Genomic DNA, 18,360 nt, shown 5'->3' on the forward strand with positions numbered 1-18,360 from the left:
GGCACCGGAGCCCGCGCGTTAATCTTGGGCCTATGCCTGAACGCCGTACTGTCGCCCTTGTCACGCTCGGATGCGCCCGCAACGAGGTGGACTCCGAGGAACTCGCCGGGCGACTGGAAGCCGACGGCTGGTTGCTCGTCGACGACGCCGCCGAAGCGGACGTCGCCGTGGTCAACACCTGCGGCTTCGTCGAGGCCGCCAAGAAGGACTCCGTGGACGCCCTGCTGGAGGCCAACGACCTCAAGGGGCACGGCCGCACCCAGGCCGTCGTCGCGGTCGGCTGCATGGCCGAGCGGTACGGCAAGGAGCTCGCCGACGCGCTGCCCGAGGCCGACGGCGTGCTCGGCTTCGACGACTACACCAACATCTCCGACCGCCTGCAGACGATCCTCTCCGGCGGCCACCACGCCCCGCACCTGCCGCGCGACCGCCGCAAGCTGCTGCCGGTCAGCCCGGCCGAGCGGCAGTCCGCCGCCGAGACCGTCGCGCTGCCCGGCCACGGCGCCGAGGCCCCCGCCGAGCCGATCACCGACCTGCCCGACGGCCTCGCCCCCGCCTCCGGCCCGCGCACCCTGCGCAAGCGGCTGGACGACAACCCGGTGGCCTCGGTCAAGCTCGCCTCCGGCTGCGACCGCCGCTGCTCCTTCTGCGCCATCCCGGCCTTCCGCGGCTCCTTCATCTCCCGGCGCCCCTCCGACGTGCTGAACGAGGCCCAGTGGCTGGCCGGGCAGGGCGTGCGCGAGATCGTCCTGGTGAGCGAGAACAACACCTCGTACGGCAAGGACCTCGGCGACATCCGGCTGCTGGAGACGCTGCTCGGCGAGATCGCCGCGATCGAGGGCGTCGAGCGGGTCCGGGTCTCCTACCTCCAGCCGGCCGAGATGCGCCCGGGCCTGATCGACTCGATGACCGGGACCGCCGACGTGGTGCCCTACTTCGACCTGTCCTTCCAGCACTCGGCACCCGCCGTGCTGCGCCGGATGCGCCGCTTCGGCTCCACCGACCAGTTCCTGGAACTGCTGGGGACCATCCGCGGCAAGGCCCCGCAGGCCGGCGCCCGGTCCAACTTCATCGTCGGCTTCCCCGGTGAGACCGAGGAGGACTTCGCCGAGCTGGAGCGCTTCGTCACCCACGCCGGGCTGGACGCGATCGGCGTCTTCGGCTACTCCGACGAGGACGGCACCGAGGCCGCGACCTACGACGGCAAGCTCGCCGAGGACGTGATCGCCGACCGCCTGGACCGGCTGAGCCGGCTGGCCGAGGAGATGACCGCCCAGCGGGCCGAGCAGCGGATCGGCACCGAGGTCGAGGTGCTGATCGAGTCGGTCGAGGACGGCGTGGTCGAGGGCCGCTCCGCCCACCAGGCCCCGGAGACCGACGGCCTGACCACCCTCACCGGCGTCGAGGCGCCCGGGATCGGCCAGTTCTGGCGGGCCAAGGTGGTCGCCAGCGAGGGCGTCGACCTGATCGCCGAGGCGCTGGAGCAGGTGCGACCGCCCAGGACCCCGGGCGCCGAGGTCGCGGGGGCCACGGTCTCGGGAGTCGGGGAATGACCAAGGGGCCCGTCGCCCCGGCCGCGGCCCACCCGGGCAGACCGGTGGCCGCGGCGGCGTCCGCCCCGGGGATCTGGAACATCGCCAACGTGCTCACGATGGTCCGGGTGCTGCTGGTGCCGGTCTTCGTGGCCCTGCTGTTCGCCGACGACGGGCACAACCCCAAGTGGCGCGCGGTCGCCTGGGCGGCGTTCGCGATCGCGATGATCACCGACCTGTTCGACGGCGAGCTCGCCCGGCGCAAGGGCCTGGTCACCGACTTCGGCAAGATCGCCGACCCGATCGCCGACAAGGCGATCATGGGCTCGGCGCTGATCGGCCTCTCGGTGCTCGGTGACCTGCCCTGGTGGGTCACCGTGGTGATCCTGGCCCGCGAGCTCGGTATCACGCTGATGCGCTTCTGGGTGATCCGCTACGGCGTCATCCCGGCCAGCCGCGGCGGCAAGCTCAAGACGCTCACCCAGGGCACCGCGGTTGGCATGTACGTGCTGCCGCTGACCGGCTGGCTGGCCACCGGGCGGGCCGTGCTGATGGGCCTGGCGGTAGTGCTGACCGTCGGCACCGCGCTGGACTACATCGGACAGGCGCTGCGACTGCGCCGCGAGGGACAGGCCGCGGCCCGGGCCGGCCGCTGAGCGACGGGGGAGACCGGGTGGCGGAGCGGGACGTGGCGCAGCGGGGCATGGCGGAGCGGGACTACGAGCTGGCCGAGCGGGCGCACGCCGCGCTGCGGGCCGAGGGTGGCACGCTCGCGGTCGCCGAATCGCTGACCGGGGGTCTGCTGGCCGCCGCGCTGGTGGACGTCCCCGGGGCGTCCGCGACCTTCCGGGGCTCGGTCACCGCGTACGCGACCGAGCTGAAGGCCTCGGTGCTCGGGGTGGACGAGGGCCTGCTGGACGTGTACGGGCCGGTCCATCCGGTGGTGGCCCGGCAGATGGCCGAGGGCGTGCGCGGATTGCTGGGGGCGACGTACGGGCTCGCGACGACCGGGGTGGCCGGGCCGGACCCGCAGGACGGGCGGCCGGTGGGCACGGTGCACCTGGCGGTCGCCGGCCCGGGGGGAACTCTGGTCAGTTCGCCCCTGCTGTCGGGGGGTCGTGCCACAATCCGTCACGGGGCGGTGACCGCGGCGCTGGAGCTGCTGGTCGGTCGGTTCGCACGGTAGGGGCCCCGCCGGGCGGGGATCTCCACCGAACCGGGATCCGGCGATCCGGTGCGCGGGTATGGGACAGCTGGAGGATCGTGTTACATCCAACACCCTGGTTGGGCAGAAACCAGGTGGCGAACGAGTTGCGTGACGGTGGCGGGGCGGGTCGCGACGGGTACCACGAGGGGCCCGCGAACCCCGGTACGACACCGGAACGAGGAGGGGGACGGCCTTGCAGCCCAGAGTGAACACGACCAGGGTCCCCGCACGCGAAGCGGGCAAGGCGGTACGGTGGGGTCGTGACATCTCGATCCGCAGTCCGAGGAGGGAGGCACCGATGATCCTGCTTCGTCGCCTACTGGGCGATGTACTGCGTCGGCAGCGCCAGCGCCAGGGCCGCACACTCCGCGAGGTGTCGGCGGCCGCCAGGGTTTCGCTCGGATACCTCTCCGAGGTCGAGCGGGGACAGAAGGAGGCGTCCTCGGAGCTGCTCTCCGCCATCTGCGACGCACTCGATGTCCGGATGTCCGAGGTCATGCGCGAGGTCAGCGACGAACTGTCGCTCGCCGAACTTGCGGCGATGGCCACCCTCTCCGAAGGTGATCTGCTGAGGCCGGTACTCGAACCGGTTCCGCTGCCCGCCCCCGGCACCGACCGGGCGACCCTGTCGCCCAAGGCCGCCGCGATGGACGTGGTCGCCGCCTGATCCCGGCCTCGACTCCCGGGCGCCCCTGCCCGGGGCGAGCGAAGGGAGGGCGGTCGTGCGAACAGACGCGCAGACGCGCCCGATGGCCCGAATACGGGCCTGGGCGCGGCTGTCCACCCGGGTACGGCGTCCGGTGCGCGGGCTGCTGGCGCTCTCGGCGGCCGGGCTCGTTTGGTGGCTCCTGGTGGTCCGGGGGCAGTTGACCGACGGTGCGGTGCTGGGGCTGCTCGCGGCCGGCGGCTGGGGACTCGGTCTCATCCCGGTCCACGCCGACTGGAACGCGACCGGACCGGCCCGGCGTCCGCGCGCGGAGCCGGTGGCACCGGTGGAGCCGGTGGAGGTACAGCCGCCGCCGACCGGGTGATTCGACGGGGCCGGAGGCCGCGGGGCCCGACCCCGCGGCCTCCGGCCTTTCGGCGTTCCCCGCCGGTCCCCGCGGCGGGGCCGGGACCGCGCGGTCAGGGACGCAGGCGCAGGCCGCGCGGGGTGGCGTGGAAGCCGGCCTCCTCCAGGGCCCGGCCGAGATCCGAGCCGAGGGCGGGCTCGCCGTTGGCCCGCTCGACCGTCACGCTGCCGAGCGCGCCCTCCCGGACGGCGGCCGCGAGCGCCCCGGCCGCCAGCGCCAGGGTGGCTCCGTCCTGCGGCCAGGCCAGCAGGGACTTGCCGCCGCGCTCGACGTACAGCGCCGGCTCGCCGTCCACCAGGACCACCAGGGCGCCCGCCTTGCGCCCCGGGCGGTGGGCGGTGGACTCCTTGCCGCCGGGGGCGGTGGGCGGCTCGGGCCAGGGCAGGGCGGCGCCGTACGCGTTGGCCGGGTCCGCGGCCGCCAGCACCAGCGTCTGCGGCGGCTCGCCCACCGGGGCGGCCGGCCACTCGGCGGCCCGGGCCCGCTCCAGCCGGCCGTTCACCGAGCGCAGCCGGTCCGCCGCGCCCTCCATGGCGAACTGGGCGCCGCCCAGGCCCTCGACGAAGTAGCCCCGGCGGGCCCGGCCGCGCTCCTCCATCGCGGCGAGCACCCGGTAGACGCCGGCGAAGCCGCCGGGCACCCGTTCGGCCGCCACCGTGCCCCGGGTGAGCAGGCCGTGCCGGTCCAGCAGGCTCTGCGCCCGGGCGGTGGCCCGGACCGTCGGGTCGGCGGCGAAGGCGGGCAGCAGCGACCACCGGCCGGCCACCGTCGGCGGGCCGCTGCGCAGGGCGCCGCCGACCCGGCCGAAGGCGCGGCCGGCACCGCCGTAGCGGCCGCGCGGGGTGGACCTCGGCGCGCGGTGGGCGGTGGCGCCCGCCGTCCGGCCGGAGCCGAGCAGGGCGCGCAGCGGGGCGAGGGTGTCGTTGGTGACGTGACCGGCCCAGACCAGGTCCCAGAGCGCCTCGACGATCTCCGCCTCGGCGGTCTCCTCCGGCAGGTGCTGGACGAGCTGGCGGAAGAACAGGCCGTAGCCGCCGGCCAGCGCGGACATCAGGGCGCTGTGCACCGGGGTGAGCGCGGGCGGAACGGGCTCGGGGCGCAGCAGGTGGGCGTTCTCGGCGAGGTGCAGGCTGAGCCAGCCGTCCTTGCCGGGCAGCGCGCCGGCCCCGCACCAGCCGACCTCGCCGGCCGCCATCAGTTCGTCCAGCAGACCGGGGGAGTAGTCGGTGAGCCGGGCCGGGAGGATCAGCTTCTCCAGCGCGGAGGCGGGCAGGGCGGTGCCCTGGAGCTGCTCGACCACCCGCAGCAGGCCGTCCGGGCCGCGCAGCCGGTGGCCGGACAGGTGCTGCCACTGCGGCAGGAAGGCGGCCAGGGCGCGCGGCGGGACCGGCTCGACCTCCTGGCGCAGGGCCGCCAGCGAGCGGCGGCGCAGCCGGCGCAGCACCTCGGCGTCGCACCACTCGGGGGCGGTGTGGCTCTCGGAGGGCCTGAAGCGGCCCTGGACCAGCCGGCCGGCGGCGGTCAGGCGGTGCAGGGTGCCGGCGACCACGGCGCCGCCCAGGCCGTAGCGGGCGGCGGCCTCCGCGGCGGTGAACGGGCCGTGGGTACGGGCGTGGCGGGCGATCAGATCGCCCAGCGGATCCTTGACCGGTTCGGTGAAGGCCTCCGGGACACCCACCGGCAGCGGCGTGCCCAGCGCGTCGCGCAGCCGTCCGGCGTCCTCGATCGCGGTCCAGCGCCGCTCGCCGGCGATCCGGACCTGGATCACCCGGCGGGCCGCCTCCAGCTCCAGGGCCCAGAGCGGATCGGCGCCGCGGAGCGTCAACTCGGCCTCGGTGAGCGGGCCGAGCAGGCGCAGGGCGTCGGCGACACCCTCGGCGTCCCTGATCCGGCGTTCGGGGGTGAGGCGCTGGAGCTCGGCCTCCAGCTCGGTGAGCACCTGCGGGTCGAGCAGTTCGCTCAGTTCGGCCTGGCCGAGGAGTTCGGACAGCAGCCGGGAGTCGAGCGAGAGGGCGGCGGCACGGCGCTCGGCGAGCGGGGTGTCGCCCTCGTAGAGGAACTGGGCGACGTAGCCGAACAGCAGCGAGCGGGCGAAGGGCGAGGGCTCCGGGGTGGTGACCTCGACCAGGCGGACGGCGCGGGACTCCAGATCGCCCATCAGCTCGACCAGGCCGGGGACGTCGAACACGTCCTGCAGGCACTCCCGGACGGCTTCCAGGACGATCGGGAACGAGCCGTACTCGGAGGCGACTTCGAGCAACTGGGCGGCGCGCTGGCGCTGCTGCCAGAGCGGGGTGCGGCGGCCGGGGCTGCGACGGGGGAGCAGCAGGGCGCGGCCGGCGCATTCCCGGAAGCGGGAGGCGAACAGGGCGGAGCCGCCGACCTGGTCGGTGACGAGCTGTTCGATCTCGCCGGGGTCGAACAGGGCGGCGTCGGCGCCGACCGGTGCCTCGTCCGGGACCGCCTGCTCCGGGGGGCCGCCGAAGTCGAAGTCGGCGGCCAGCAGGTCGGCGTCGGGCAGGCGCAGCACGATGCCGTCGTCGGCGTGCATGACCTGCGGGTCCAGGCCGTGCTTCTCGCGCAGCCGGGCGCCGAGGGCGAGCGCCCAGGGGGCGTGCACCTGGGCGCCGAAGGGGGAGTGGATGACGATCCGCCAGTCGCCGAGCTCGTCCCGGAAGCGCTCGACCACGATGGTGCGGTCGTCCGGGAGGTGGCCGCACGCGGCGCGCTGCTCGGCCAGGTAGTCCAGCAGGTTGGCGGCCGCCCAGTCGTCCAGGCCGGCCTGCTGGAGGCGCGCGGTGGCGGCCTCGGGCCGGAGGGCGCCCAGTTCGCGGGTGAAGGCGCCGAGGGCGCGGCCGAGTTCGAGCGGACGGCCGAGGGTGTCGCCCTTCCAGAACGGGAGCCGGCCGGGGACGCCGGGAGCCGGGGTGACCAGCACCTTGTCGTGGGTGATCTCCTCGATCCGCCAGGAGGTGGTGCCGAGGGTGAACACGTCGCCGACGCGGGACTCGTAGACCATCTCCTCGTCGAGCTCGCCCACCCGTCGCCCGCCGCCGTCCTTCTTCCCCGTCTTCGAATCGGACGCGGTGGTGCCGGCGATGAAGACGCCGAACAGGCCGCGGTCGGGGATGGTGCCACCGGAGGTGACGGCCAGCCGCTGGGCGCCGGGGCGGCCGGTCACCGTGCCGGCCACCCGGTCCCACACCAGGCGGGGGCGCAGCTCGGCGAATGCGTCCGAGGGGTAGCGGCCGGCCAGCATGTCGAGCACGCCGTCGAACGCGGACTGCGGGAGGGTGGCGAAGGGGGCGGCGCGGCGGACCACGGCGAGCAACTCGTCCACCGGCCAGGCGTCCAGGGCCGTCATCGCGACCAGCTGCTGGGCGAGCACGTCCAGCGGGTTGCGCGGGACGCGCAGCGACTCGATCCGGCCGGCCCGCATCCGCTCGGTGACCACGGCGGACTGCACGAGGTCCCCCCGGTACTTGGGGAAGAACACACCGGTGGAGACGGCGCCGACCTGGTGGCCGGCCCGGCCGACCCGCTGCAGGCCGGAGGCGACCGAGGGCGGGGACTCGACCTGGACGACCAGTTCGACGGCGCCCATGTCGATGCCCAGCTCCAGGCTGGAGGTGGCGACCACGGCGGGCAGCCGGCCGGCCTTCAACTCCTCCTCGACGAGCGACCGCTGCTCCTTGGAGACGGAGCCGTGGTGGGCCCGGGCGATCACCGGGGGCGCGCCCTTGGCCGCGCCCGAGCCGCCCATCAGCTCGGCCGGGGCGTGCGCCCCGGGGACGGCGGTGCCGGTGGCGCGCTCGTGGGCGATCTCGTTCAGCCGGTTGCACAGCCGCTCGGCCAGCCGGCGGGAGTTGGCGAAGACGATGGTCGAGCGGTGCGCCTCGACCAGGTCGACGATCCGCTCCTCGACGTGCGGCCAGATCGACGCCTGCCGCTGCGGGTCGGTGCCGGCGGCTCCGCCGGTGGCCGGGGCGGCGGGCAGGTCGTCCAGGTCGGGGACGGGGACGACCACCGAGAGGTCGAAGTCCTTTTCGGAGGCGGGCTGGACCACGGCGGCGCCGCGCCGGGGGCTCAGGAAGCGGGCCACCTCCTCGACCGGGCGGACCGTCGCGGACAGGCCGATCCGGCGGGCCGGGCGGTCCAGCAGCTCGTCCAGCCGCTCCAGGCTGAGCGCGAGGTGCGCGCCGCGCTTGGTGCCGGCGACCGCGTGCACCTCGTCCAGGATCACCGTGTCCACGCCGCGCAGGGCCTCCCGGGAGGCGGAGGTGAGCAGCAGGAACAGCGATTCGGGGGTGGTGATCAGGATGTCCGGCGGGTGGGTCGCGAAGCGTCGGCGCTCGGCGGCCGGGGTGTCGCCGGAGCGGATGGCGACCTGGACCTCCGGTTCGGGCAGGCCGAGCCGCACGGCGGCCTGGCGCAGGCCGGCCAGCGGGGCGCGCAGGTTCCGTTCGACGTCCACCGCGAGCGCCTTGAGCGGCGAGACGTAGAGGACCCGGCAGCGGCGCCTGGGCTCGGCGGGGGGCGGGGTGGTGCTGAGGCGGTCGAGGGCGGAGAGGAAGGCGGCCAGCGTCTTGCCGGAGCCGGTGGGGGCGACCACCAGGACGTCCGTCTCCCGCTGGATGGCCCGCCAGGCCTCGGACTGGGCGGCGGTGGGGGCGGAGAAGGCGCCGGTGAACCAGGCCCGGGTGGCCGGGGCGAAACCGGCCAGGGGGTCGTCGGCGGGCGGGGTCGGGTGCTGGGGCGCCATGCCCCCATGGTGCCGGGTGGGACCGACAAGTGGAGGTGGGCCGGAACGGGGGGCCGGGAGGGGACGGGCTTGAGGTGCGGGGAGGGAGGGCGGAAGGCGCGGGGGGAGGGGTGCAAGCCGGGGAGCAGAAACAACAATCCGCTCATATGGTGAGGAATCGGATGCTTGATCCAGCCGTGACCCACCGGACCGACGAGCGGAGACCGTGCGATGGCGCAGGTGCACCCGTCGGGCAGGACCGTCCGGCGCCGCCGGGTGGGCGGGCCCGCCCGGGCGCTGCTCGCGATGCTGCTCACGGCGCTCGTGGTGGGTGGCGCCGTCCCGTACGTGTCCGGATCGGGGCGGGCGTACCTCAGCTACCTGGTGCTGGCCGAGGGCGAGGACGCCGCCGGCGCGGCCCGGGCCGGTGCGGAGAGCCGGGCCGCGGGCGGGCAGGTGGTCCAGGAGTACCCGCAGATCGGGGCCGCGCTGGTGTACGCGACCGGCCCGTTCGCCGACCGGGTGCGAGCCCGGCCCGGGATCGCCGCCGTCGGGGCGACCAGGACCGCGCCGGTGGTCGCGCCGCCGCGGGCGGTGGCGGGGGCGGGCGACTTCTCGGCGGGCACCGGCGCGGGGCCGGCGGCCGGGACGGGGCGGAGCGGGGACATCCTTTCGCGCGGTGGTGACCGGGCGGACTCGGGGACCGTGACGGTGCCCGATCCGGGGGAGGCGGGCGCCTGGAACCTCGCCATGGTCGGGGGCGCCGGCGTCCGGGCGGGCGATGCCTCGGCGGTGTCCGGTGGCGCGCCGCCGGCCGCAGGCGCGGTGCAGGGCGGGGCTTCGGTGCAGGGCGGGGGTGCGGTGCCGGGCGCCGACGTGCTGCACAAGGTGCTGGTCGCCGTGCTGGACTCCGGCGTCGACGACACCCACCCGGACCTGCGTGCCGCCGTCGACCCCAAGGCCTCCGCCTCCTGCGCGGACGGCCGGCCCGACGCCCGGACCGGCGCCTGGCGGCCGGACCCCGGGGTGGTCGAGAGCGGCCACGGCACGCACGTCGCCGGGATCGTGGGCGCCACCCGGGACGGCCACGGCGTCACCGGGGTCGCGCCGGGCGTACGGATCGCCGCCGTCCGGCTGCTCGGGCCGCTCGGGCAGTACTACGCCGAGAACGTCGTCTGCGGCATGCTCTGGGCCGCCGACCACGGGGCCAGGGCGATCAACAACAGCTACTTCGCCGACCCGTGGAAGTACAACTGCCCCGAGGACCGCGACCAGGCCGCACTGACCGCGGCCGTCGGGCGGGCCGTCGGGTACGCCCGGCGGAAGGGGGCGGTGGTGGTCGCCTCGGCGGGCAACGACGGGCAGGACCTCGGCGCCGGGCGGACCGACGACCGGAGCCCCAACGACCGGGTCTCGGGGCCGGCGCCCGTCCGCCACCTGGGCACCGAGTGCGTGCGGCTGCCCGGCGAGCTGCCCGGGGTGGTCACCGTCACCGCGGTCAACCGGGACGGGCACCCGGCGGGCTACTCCAACTACGGGCGCGGACGGGTCTCGCTGGCCGCGCCGGGGGGCGACCCGGACGGCGGGCCGCAGGGCGCGATCGTCTCCGACTGGCCGGACGGGCGGTACGCCGCGCTGGCGGGGACCTCGATGGCGGCCGCGCACGTGACCGGGGCGGTGGCGGTGGTGGCGGCCCTGCGTCCGGAGCTGGGGGCGGACGGGTTGGCGGGGGTGCTGGCGGGGGCGGCGGCGCCGGGGTGTCCTGCGGGGGTGTTCGGCTGCGGGGAGCGGCAGTACTTCGGTGCGGGGCTGCTGGCGCTGCCCCGGTGACGGGGGCGCGGTTTCCGTTGCGGGCGCGCGGGCTGCGCCCCGCGCGCCCGTCGGGTGGTGGGGCGGGGAAAAGCAGGTGACGGGGCGGCGGGACGGGGGTGAGGATCGGGGCATGGGTGAATCGGACGCGGCGGTGTTCCTGACGACCGAGCGGCTGGTGCTGCGGCGCTTCACGGCGGCGGACGCGGACCGGCTCGTGGAGCTGGACGGGGACCCCGCGGTGATGCGCTTCCTCACCGGGGGGAGGCCGAGCCCGCGGGAGTGGGTCGAGGGGGAGTTGTTGCCGCAGTACCTGGAGCACTACCGGCGGTACGGCGACCTCGGCTGGTGGGCGGCCGAGGAGCGGGCGGGCGGGGCGTTCCTGGGGTGGTTCGAGTTCCGGCCGACGCGGGAGGGGGAGCGCGGGGAGGTCGAGCTCGGGTACCGCCTGCGGCGGGCCGCGTGGGGGCGCGGGTACGCGACGGAGGGAGCCCGGGCGCTGGTCCGGCGCGGGTTCGCGGAGCTGGGGGTGGAGCGGGTGGTGGCGTACACCATGACGGTGAACGCGGGCTCGCGGCGGGTGATGGAGAAGAGCGGGCTCTCGTACGTCCGTACGTTCCGCGAGGACTGCCCGGAGACGATCCCGGGCAGTGAGCACGGTGAGGTCGAGTACGCGCTGACGGCCGGGGACTGGCGGGCGCGGTCCGGGATACTCGAGGCATGAGGCTGACGGATTTCTGGCGACGGATGTACGCGCACTTCGGGGAGTCGTACGCGGAGTCGTTCGCGACCGATCATGTGATGAGCGAGCTGGGCGGGCGGACGGTGCGCCAGGCGCTGGAGTCGGGCTGGGAGGCCAAGGACGTCTGGCGCGTGGTCTGCGACACCCAGGGCGTCTCCGGCGTGCTGCGCTGAGTGCCGGCCCCCGGGCGGCATGGGACAGACTGTTCGGGTGACAAATAGCGCAGAGCAGAAGAATTCGGACCGGAGTGCCGAGGGCGCTCCGGTGGGCGGGGGGCTCTGGGGCGGCGGGATGCCGCGCTGGCTGCCGCGGGCGATGGTGCTGTTCCTGGTGCTGGTGGGGGTGTTCCAGCTCGCCGACTGGGCGTTCCGGCAGCTGATCGACCTGTTCGTGATGCTGCTGGTGTCGTTCTTCCTGTCGCTGGCGCTGGAGCCGGCCGTGGACCGGATGGCGGCGCGCGGGGTGCGCCGGGGGGTGGGGACCTTCCTGGTGTTCGTGGCGGTCGGGGCCGCGGTGGTGGGCTTCCTCGCCGCGCTCGGCACGCTGCTGGTCGACCAGGTGGCGAAGATCGCGGGGGACCTTCCGCACCTGGTCGACAATCTGATCGGCTGGATCAACCAGACCTTCCACCAGGACCTCTCGCTGGGCGAGTTGCAGAATCGGTTGCTCAAGGACTCCGGCACCATCGAGAACTACGTCCAGCAGGCCGCCGACAATGTCTGGGGCGTCTCGTCCACCGTGATCGGCGGGCTCTTCCAGGCCTTCACGGTCGGGCTGTTCACCTTCTACTTCACCGCCGAGGGCCCGCGGGTGCGCCGGACGGTCTGTTCGATGCTGCCGCCCGCCAAGCAGGGCGAGGTGCTGCGGGCCTGGGAGATCGCGCTCGCCAAGACCGGCGGCTACCTGTACTCCCGGGCGCTGCTCGCGGTGGTGTCGGCCGCCGGGCACTGGGTGATGTTCGAGCTGCTGGACCTGCCGTACGCGGCGGCGCTGGCGGTCTGGGTCGGCGTCATGTCGCAGTTCGTGCCGACCCTCGGGACGTACCTGGCCGGGACGCTGCCGGTGCTGGTGGCGCTGACGGTGGAGCCGGTGGACGCGCTCTGGGTGCTGGTCTTCGTGGTGGTCTACCAGCAGGTCGAGAACTACCTGCTGCAGCCGCGGATCACCGCGCGGACGGTGGACGTGCACCCGGCGGTGGCCTTCGGCTCGGTGATCGCGGGCGCGGCGCTGCTCGGCGCGGTCGGCGCGGTGATCGCGATCCCGGCGGCGGCCACGCTCCAGGGCTTCGTGGGGACGTACGTGCGGCGGTACGAGGTGGCCACCGATCCGCGGATCGACCGGGGCGAGCAGCGGCGGGCGCGGCGGGAGCTGCGCCGGGAGGCGGCCCGGCGGCTGCGCCGGATGGTCGGCGGGGACGGGACGAGGCGCGGGGAGTGACCCGGGGCGCCGCCCCCGGGGGGTGTCCCCGGGGGCGGCACGGCCCGGACGTGCGACGCTTGAATCGAACAGATGTTCTTTGTACTCTCCGGCGAGGAGTTTTCCACAGGCCGAGCCCGGTCGAGCCCGTTTGTCAGTGGGACGCGCTAGCGTCGAGGACGATGAAGCGCACAGCACAGAACCCGAGGGAAAAAGCCATGGCAGGTACGGACCGCGAGAAGGCCCTGGAGACCGCTCTCGCCCAGATCGAGCGGCAGTTCGGCAAGGGCTCGGTGATGCGCCTCGGCGAGAAGGCCAATGAGCCGATCGAGGTGATCTCCACCGGGTCCACCGCCCTGGACGTCGCCCTCGGGGTCGGCGGCATCCCGCGCGGCCGGGTGGTCGAGATCTACGGCCCCGAGTCCTCCGGCAAGACCACCCTGACCCTGCACCTGGCCGCCAACGCCCAGAAGGCCGGCGGCACGGTCGCGTTCGTCGACGCGGAGCACGCGCTCGACCCGGAGTACGCCAAGAAGCTCGGCGTGGACACCGACGCCCTGCTGGTCAGCCAGCCGGACACCGGTGAGCAGGCGCTGGAGATCACCGACATGCTGATCCGCTCCGGCGCGATCGACCTGGTGATCATCGACTCGGTCGCGGCGCTCGTGCCGCGCGCCGAGATCGAGGGCGAGATGGGCGACTCGCACGTCGGTCTGCAGGCCCGACTGATGAGCCAGGCGCTGCGCAAGATCGCCGGTGCGCTGAACCAGTCGAACACCACCGCGGTCTTCATCAACCAGCTGCGCGAGAAGATCGGCGTGATGTTCGGTTCGCCGGAGACCACGACGGGTGGCCGGGCGCTGAAGTTCTACGCCTCGGTCCGCCTCGACATCCGCCGGATCGAGACCCTGAAGGACGGCACTGAGGCGGTCGGCAACCGCACCCGCGTCAAGGTGGTCAAGAACAAGGTCGCCGCGCCGTTCAAGCAGGCCGAGTTCGACATCCTCTACGGCGTGGGCATCAGCCGCGAGGGCGGCCTGATCGACATGGGCGTGGAGCACGGCTTCATCCGCAAGTCGGGCGCCTGGTACACCTACGAGGGCGACCAGCTCGGCCAGGGCAAGGAGAACGCCCGCAACTTCCTGCGGGACAACCCGCAGCTCGCCGACGAGATCGAGCGGAAGATCAAGGGCAAGCTCGGCATCGGCCCGAAGGTGGAGGAGCCGGCCGAGGGCGGGGCCGACGCCGCTGCCGCTCCCGCCGCCGACGGCGCCGCCAAGCCGATCACCGCGACCGCCACCAAGACGGCCGCGGCGAAGAAGACGGCGGCGGCCAAGGCCTGATCCGTTGACGCAGTACGACACGGTGGGCGGCGGCCCGGCGGGCCCGGAGGACGACGACTACGGCCCGCCGGACTGGTTCGCCGCGGTCGCGGAGGAACCGGAGCCGGCGGCCGAGAGGCCCGGGCGGCGGCCCTCCCGGCGCGACCGCCGCTCCATCACGCAGTGGGCATCCGGCCCCGAGCCGGAGTTCGACCTGGCTCCGGACCGGGCGGTGCGCGGCGCGGCGCCCGGGCCGGAGCCGGCGGAAGCATCGGTCGAGGAGCTCGGCCTGGTCTCCGCCTCCGAGCTGCCCACCGGCCGCCGACGGCGGCGCTCGGCCCTGGAGGCCGAGGAACTCGAAGCGGCGGGGCCCGCTTCGGCACCGGCGGCCATGGAGAGCGGCCGGGGCGGAGGCGAGGCGGCCGGTCACGGGGGTGCGGCCGCCTCGGCCTCCCGTCGCGGCGCCCGTCGGGGCCGTTCCGCGGCCGGGCCGTCCGGCGAGGAGGGCGTCGGCCGTGCCTCCCGGAAGCAGGCCGAGGAGTCGGTCGATCCGGAGACCCGCGCGCGGGACATCTGCCTGCGGCTGCTCACCGGCGCCGCCAAGACCCGCAAGCAGCTCGCCGACGCCCTGCGCAAGCGGGAGATCCCGGACGAGGTCGCCGACGAGGTGCTCACCCGGCTCGAAGAGGTCGGGCTGATCGACGACGCGGCCTTCGCCGCGGCCTGGGTGGAGTCCCGGCACGCCGTTCGGGGCCTGTCCCGGCGGGCGCTGACCCAGGAGCTGCGCACCAAGGGCGTCGCCGCCGACCTGGTCGAGCAGGCCGTCGCCCAGGTCGACCACGACGACGAGACGGACGCGGCCCGGGCGCTGGTGGAGCGCAGACTGCGTGCCACCCGAGGGCTGGACGAACAGGTGCGCACCCGGCGGCTGGTCGGGATGCTGGCCCGGCGCGGCTACTCCGAGGGACTGGCGTTCCGGGTGGTGCGCAGTGCGCTGGAGGAGGAGCGGAGTGAACTGTCGGGTCGGGAGTAGTGGCAGTTCTGTAGGCGTCCTGGAGTGAACCAGGTCAACCCTTGACCCTTTCATGACCCCCACCTAGCCTCGCCATCAGTTCCCGGGGCGCCTCCGTACGGCGGCCCGCGCGGAGACGGGGGAGTGGGCAGCACATGGGGATCTCGGCGGGCACCGACCCGGGCGGCTCGCTGGTGGCGGTCGCCGGATCGGCCGCGTTCCTGCTGCTGGTGTTCGCGGTGGCCGCCGGGCTGGTGGTCAGGCGGCTCCGGGCGGCCCGGCACAGCGCGCTGGCCGAGGCCGAGCAGACCCGTCGGCGGGCCGAGGAGCAGAGCGCCGGGCAGCGGGCCGAACTCGCCCGGCGCGAGCAGGACATGGCCGAGGAGCTGCGCAGGCTGCGCCGCCGCGAGGACGAACTGGTGGAGCGCTCGACCGAGTTGGAGCGGTCCCGGAGCGAGTCCGAGGCGCTGGTCGCCCGCCGGGTGGCGGCGCTGGAGCGGGCCGCCGGGCTCTCCGCCAAGCAGGCCCGCGCCGAACTCCTGCGGGAGGCCGAGGAGTCGGTCCGGCGGGAGGCCGCGGTCACCGCCCGGGAAATCGAGCGCGAGGCCAAGGAGGAGGGCGAGCGCCGGGCCCGGGACATCGTCGCCGGGGCGATCCAGCGGCTGGCGACGGAGCAGACGCTGGAGAGCGCGGTCACCGTCCTGCCGCTGCCGAACGAGGACATCAAGGGCCGGATCATCGGTCGGGAGGGCCGCAACATCCGGGCCTTCGAGGCGGTCACCGGCGTGAACCTGATCGTCGACGACACCCCGGAGTCGGTGCAGCTGTCCTGCTTCGACCCGGTCCGCCGGGAGACCGCCCGGCTCACCCTGGAGCAGCTGGTCGAGGACGGCCGGATCCACCCGACCCGGATCGAGCACCTGCACGAGCGCAGCCGCGAGGAGGTCGGGCAGCGCTGCGTCCGGGCCGGCGAGGACGCCCTACTGGACGCCCGGGTCGGCGCGATGCACCCCGAACTCGTCCGCACCCTGGGTTCGTTGCGTTACCGGGCGTCGTACGGGCAGAACGTGCTCGGGCACCTGCTGGAGTCCGCGCACCTGGCCGGGATGATGGCCGCCGAGCTCGGGGTGGACCCGGAGCCGGTGCGGCGCGCGGCGCTGCTGCACGACATCGGCAAGGCGCTCACCCATGAGTCGGAGGGCAGCCACGCGGCGGTGGGCGCGGAGCTCGCCCGGCGGTACGGCGAGTCCCCCGAGGTGGTGCACGCGATCGCCGCCCACCACAACGAGGTCGATCCCCGGACGGTGACGGCCGTACTGACCCAGGCCGCGGACGGCTGCTCGGGCGGTCGGCCGGGCGCGCGCAAGGAGTCGCTGGAGCTGTACGTGCGGCGGCTGGCGCGGCTGGAGGAGATCGCGCGCTCGCACCAGGGCGTGGCCGAGGTGTACGCGATGCAGGCCGGCCGCGAGGTCCGGGTGATGGTCCGCCCGGACGCGGTGGACGACCTGGGCGCGGAGCTGATCGCCCGTGAGGTCGCCCGCCAGTTCTCCACCGAGCTGACCTACCCGGGCCGGATTCGGGTGACGGTGGTCCGGGAGAGCCGGGCCACGGCGGTGGCCGGCTAGGACGCCCCGCCAGGACCTGCCAGGACCTGCCAGGACCTGCAAGGACTTGCCCGGGCCGTCCCGCCATGATCCGCCAGGACCCGTCAGGACACGCCCTGGCTCGGGGAGTCCACCTCGCGGGGCGCGGGCTGCTCGGCCGGGTCGGGGGTCGGGGTGAGCGTGGCCGGGCAGCCGCGGGCGCGGTCGGCGAGGGCGAGGAGGTCCTCGGCGACGGCACCCTGGGTGACGCCGACGAGGTGGCCGTCCGGGCGGATCAGCAGGACGGTGTGCGGGCCGGCGCCCGGGTAGTCCTCGGTGACCAGCACCTCGGCGGGGACGGGCAGGGCGGCGGCGACCTCGGCGAGGCGGGGCATCAGGCCGGCGCCGAGCCAGTGCTCGGAGGACCAGACGGCGGTGCCGGGGGCGACCAGCAGCAGCAGGAAGGTGGTGCCGAGCCGGGCGTGCAGGTGGTCGGGGGTGCCGTCGTCGGCGAGCACCGGCAGGTCCGGGACGAGCACCCCGGGGGCGGTGGCGGGCAGCAGCTCGCTGAGCGAGGTGGCGCCGCGCGCGCCGCGTTGCAGCGGGACCCGGCCGGGGACACCGGAGGGCGCCGCCGGGTAGGCGGGCGCGCCGCCGAACCGGCCGGTGCCGAGCTGGCCGTCGGCGAGCAGCGGGGCGTGTTTGCGGAAGCCGCCGACCAGCAGCGAGCGCCGGGTCTGCTGCCAGCCGCGCAGCGGGCGCAGCAGCGGCATGGACTGGTCGACCGCGCGCAGCCGGGCGCCGACCGCCCCGCGCCGCTCGGCCTCGTAGCCGTCCAGCAGCGCTCCGCCGGGCTGCGGGCCGCCGGAGTGGAGGTGCCAGGCGAGGGCCAGCCGCCAGGCGAGGTTGTCGGCGTCGCGCAGCCCGTCCGGGAGGTTCTGCATGCCGAGGGCGCCGTGCAGGTGTGCGGCGTCGCCGGCCAGGAAGCAGCGGCCGATCCGGAAGCGGGCGGCGAGCCGCTGCTGGGCGGTGTGGTCGGCGGCGGCCAGCAGTTCGAAGCGGGGCAGCTCGCCGCACCAGCCGGTGAGGGTGGAGGTGACCCGGGTGAGCAGGGTGTCGCCGGTGACGATGCCGGGCCAGGTGGCGTGCGGGTCGACCGTCTCGGTGGCGGCGGGCCGGCCGGGGGGCAGTCGCCAGTCGAGCCGCCAGACGCCGTCCGGCAGCGGACGGGCGGAGGCCTCGCGGTCGCCCCGCCACGGGGGCTCGCGGTGCAGTCGGGCGCCGTCGAAGGGCAGGTCGACCCGGACGGTGGCGATGGCGTTGCGGTCGACCGCGGGGCGGCCGGGGAAACGGATCTTCAGGAGCTTGCGGACGGTGGATCTGGCGCCGTCGCAGCCGACCAGGTGGCTGCCGCGCCACCAGGTGGTGGAGCCGTCCTGGGTGCCCATGGTGCGGATGCTGACGCCGTCCCGGTCCTGTTCGAGTTCGACGACCCGGTTGAGCGGGACCAGCTTGATCAGCGGGGTGCCGGTGAGGGCGTCGCGCAGCCCGCGCTGGAGGCGGTGCTGGGGCAGGTGGTAGGTGGGCGAATCGGTGAGGTCGATCCGCAGCACCTCCTGGCGGCGGCGCCAGACGGCGAAGGAGTCCCACAGAGCGGAGTCCGAGGCGGCCCGCGGGTAGCCGATCCGGGTCAGGAAGGCGGCGGTGTCGGCGCCGAGCACGAGGCTGCGCGGACCTTCGGGACAGAGCCCGGAGCCCTCGTCCAGGACGATGGTGGGTACCTCGTGCCGGGCCAGGGCGAGGGCCAGGGCCAGACCGACCGGTCCGGCCCCGACCACGATCACCGGGTCCATGAGGGAACCTCCGGGCGCGAACCGGCCGATCGGCCGGCGTCAGTTACCGCTGCCGCATATGCCGCGTGGA

The 18,360-nt window shown here is 75.0% G+C and carries 14 protein-coding genes; 12 read left to right on the forward strand and 2 right to left on the reverse strand.

The features are described from left to right. Positions 1 to 32 precede the first annotated feature (32 nt). From rimO to ACFVVA_RS30920, 5 genes are all read left to right on the forward strand, one after another. Complete coding sequence (gene rimO, locus ACFVVA_RS30900) at positions 33 to 1,553, forward strand: 30S ribosomal protein S12 methylthiotransferase RimO (RefSeq protein WP_387694054.1); 1,521 nt, start codon at positions 33 to 35, stop codon at positions 1,551 to 1,553. Next, positions 1,550 to 2,188 carry a CDP-diacylglycerol--glycerol-3-phosphate 3-phosphatidyltransferase gene (gene pgsA, locus ACFVVA_RS30905; RefSeq protein ID WP_387694056.1) on the forward strand — a complete coding sequence of 213 codons (639 nt, stop codon included), beginning with the start codon at positions 1,550 to 1,552 and terminating at the stop codon, positions 2,186 to 2,188. Before rimO ends, pgsA begins: the two co-directional genes overlap by 4 nt. 47 nt (positions 2,189 to 2,235) lie before the next feature. Further along, positions 2,236 to 2,718: a CinA family protein gene (locus tag ACFVVA_RS30910; RefSeq protein WP_387694111.1), complete on the forward strand. Its 483-nt coding sequence runs from the start codon at positions 2,236 to 2,238 to the stop codon at positions 2,716 to 2,718. 319 nt (positions 2,719 to 3,037) lie between these two features. Beyond that, positions 3,038 to 3,406, forward strand: a complete 369-nt coding sequence (locus ACFVVA_RS30915; protein ID WP_387694057.1) for a helix-turn-helix domain-containing protein — start codon at positions 3,038 to 3,040, stop codon at positions 3,404 to 3,406. A gap of 55 nt (positions 3,407 to 3,461) precedes the next feature. After that, positions 3,462 to 3,770 (forward strand): hypothetical protein, encoded by a 309-nt coding sequence (locus ACFVVA_RS30920; protein ID WP_387694059.1) that lies wholly within the window; start codon positions 3,462 to 3,464, stop codon positions 3,768 to 3,770. 94 nt (positions 3,771 to 3,864) lie between these two features. On the opposite strand, the gene ACFVVA_RS30925 is transcribed toward ACFVVA_RS30920, so the two are convergent. Further along, positions 3,865 to 8,574: an ATP-dependent helicase gene (locus ACFVVA_RS30925; RefSeq protein WP_387694060.1), complete on the reverse strand. Its 4,710-nt coding sequence runs from the start codon at positions 8,572 to 8,574 to the stop codon at positions 3,865 to 3,867. A gap of 210 nt (positions 8,575 to 8,784) precedes the next feature. Between ACFVVA_RS30925 and ACFVVA_RS30930 the strand changes: the two genes are divergently transcribed. From ACFVVA_RS30930 to rny, 7 genes are all read left to right on the forward strand, one after another. After that, complete coding sequence (locus ACFVVA_RS30930) at positions 8,785 to 10,383, forward strand: S8 family serine peptidase (protein WP_387694061.1); 1,599 nt, start codon at positions 8,785 to 8,787, stop codon at positions 10,381 to 10,383. 112 nt (positions 10,384 to 10,495) lie between these two features. Next, positions 10,496 to 11,086 (forward strand): GNAT family N-acetyltransferase, encoded by a 591-nt coding sequence (locus ACFVVA_RS30935; RefSeq protein WP_387694062.1) that lies wholly within the window; start codon positions 10,496 to 10,498, stop codon positions 11,084 to 11,086. Next, positions 11,083 to 11,277: a DUF3046 domain-containing protein gene (locus tag ACFVVA_RS30940; RefSeq protein WP_359907122.1), complete on the forward strand. Its 195-nt coding sequence runs from the start codon at positions 11,083 to 11,085 to the stop codon at positions 11,275 to 11,277. The genes ACFVVA_RS30935 and ACFVVA_RS30940 overlap by 4 nt, the downstream gene beginning before the upstream one ends. Positions 11,278 to 11,395: 118 nt before the next feature. Then, positions 11,396 to 12,541 carry an AI-2E family transporter gene (locus ACFVVA_RS30945; RefSeq protein WP_387694112.1) on the forward strand — a complete coding sequence of 382 codons (1,146 nt, stop codon included), beginning with the start codon at positions 11,396 to 11,398 and terminating at the stop codon, positions 12,539 to 12,541. A 197-nt stretch (positions 12,542 to 12,738) separates the two neighbouring features. After that, on the forward strand, positions 12,739 to 13,863 hold the full coding sequence (recA, locus tag ACFVVA_RS30950; protein WP_387694063.1) for a recombinase RecA: 1,125 nt from the start codon (positions 12,739 to 12,741) through the stop codon (positions 13,861 to 13,863). Between the two features lie 4 nt (positions 13,864 to 13,867). Beyond that, positions 13,868 to 14,875, forward strand: coding sequence for a recombination regulator RecX (gene recX / locus ACFVVA_RS30955; protein ID WP_387694064.1), 1,008 nt, complete (start codon positions 13,868 to 13,870; stop codon positions 14,873 to 14,875). 134 nt (positions 14,876 to 15,009) lie between these two features. After that, a complete protein-coding gene (gene rny / locus ACFVVA_RS30960; protein ID WP_387694065.1) occupies positions 15,010 to 16,479 on the forward strand; it encodes a ribonuclease Y in 1,470 nt (489 codons plus the stop codon). A gap of 83 nt (positions 16,480 to 16,562) precedes the next feature. On the opposite strand, the gene ACFVVA_RS30965 is transcribed toward rny, so the two are convergent. Further along, the gene (locus tag ACFVVA_RS30965) at positions 16,563 to 18,290 is read right to left on the reverse strand and encodes an FAD-dependent monooxygenase (protein ID WP_387694066.1); all 1,728 of its coding nucleotides are present in this window, start codon (positions 18,288 to 18,290) and stop codon (positions 16,563 to 16,565) included. Positions 18,291 to 18,360: the final 70 nt, after the last annotated feature.

The sequence above is a fragment of the Kitasatospora sp. NPDC058048 genome (assembly GCF_042885555.1).
Lineage (GTDB): Bacteria > Actinomycetota > Actinomycetes > Streptomycetales > Streptomycetaceae > Kitasatospora > Kitasatospora lactacystinica.

Coding starts and splice junctions, on each gene's coding strand:
- ACFVVA_RS30910 (WP_387694111.1), top strand. CDS start 2,236: ATGGCGGAGCGGGACTACGAGCTGGCCGAGCGGGCGCACGCCGCGCTG.
- rny (WP_387694065.1), top strand. CDS start 15,010: ATGGGGATCTCGGCGGGCACCGACCCGGGCGGCTCGCTGGTGGCGGTC.
- rimO (WP_387694054.1), top strand. CDS start 33: ATGCCTGAACGCCGTACTGTCGCCCTTGTCACGCTCGGATGCGCCCGC.
- ACFVVA_RS30945 (WP_387694112.1), top strand. CDS start 11,396: ATGCCGCGCTGGCTGCCGCGGGCGATGGTGCTGTTCCTGGTGCTGGTG.
- ACFVVA_RS30930 (WP_387694061.1), top strand. CDS start 8,785: ATGGCGCAGGTGCACCCGTCGGGCAGGACCGTCCGGCGCCGCCGGGTG.
- recA (WP_387694063.1), top strand. CDS start 12,739: ATGGCAGGTACGGACCGCGAGAAGGCCCTGGAGACCGCTCTCGCCCAG.
- ACFVVA_RS30915 (WP_387694057.1), top strand. CDS start 3,038: ATGATCCTGCTTCGTCGCCTACTGGGCGATGTACTGCGTCGGCAGCGC.
- ACFVVA_RS30940 (WP_359907122.1), top strand. CDS start 11,083: ATGAGGCTGACGGATTTCTGGCGACGGATGTACGCGCACTTCGGGGAG.
- pgsA (WP_387694056.1), top strand. CDS start 1,550: ATGACCAAGGGGCCCGTCGCCCCGGCCGCGGCCCACCCGGGCAGACCG.
- ACFVVA_RS30925 (WP_387694060.1), bottom strand. CDS start 8,574: ATGGCGCCCCAGCACCCGACCCCGCCCGCCGACGACCCCCTGGCCGGT.
- ACFVVA_RS30965 (WP_387694066.1), bottom strand. CDS start 18,290: ATGGACCCGGTGATCGTGGTCGGGGCCGGACCGGTCGGTCTGGCCCTG.
- ACFVVA_RS30935 (WP_387694062.1), top strand. CDS start 10,496: ATGGGTGAATCGGACGCGGCGGTGTTCCTGACGACCGAGCGGCTGGTG.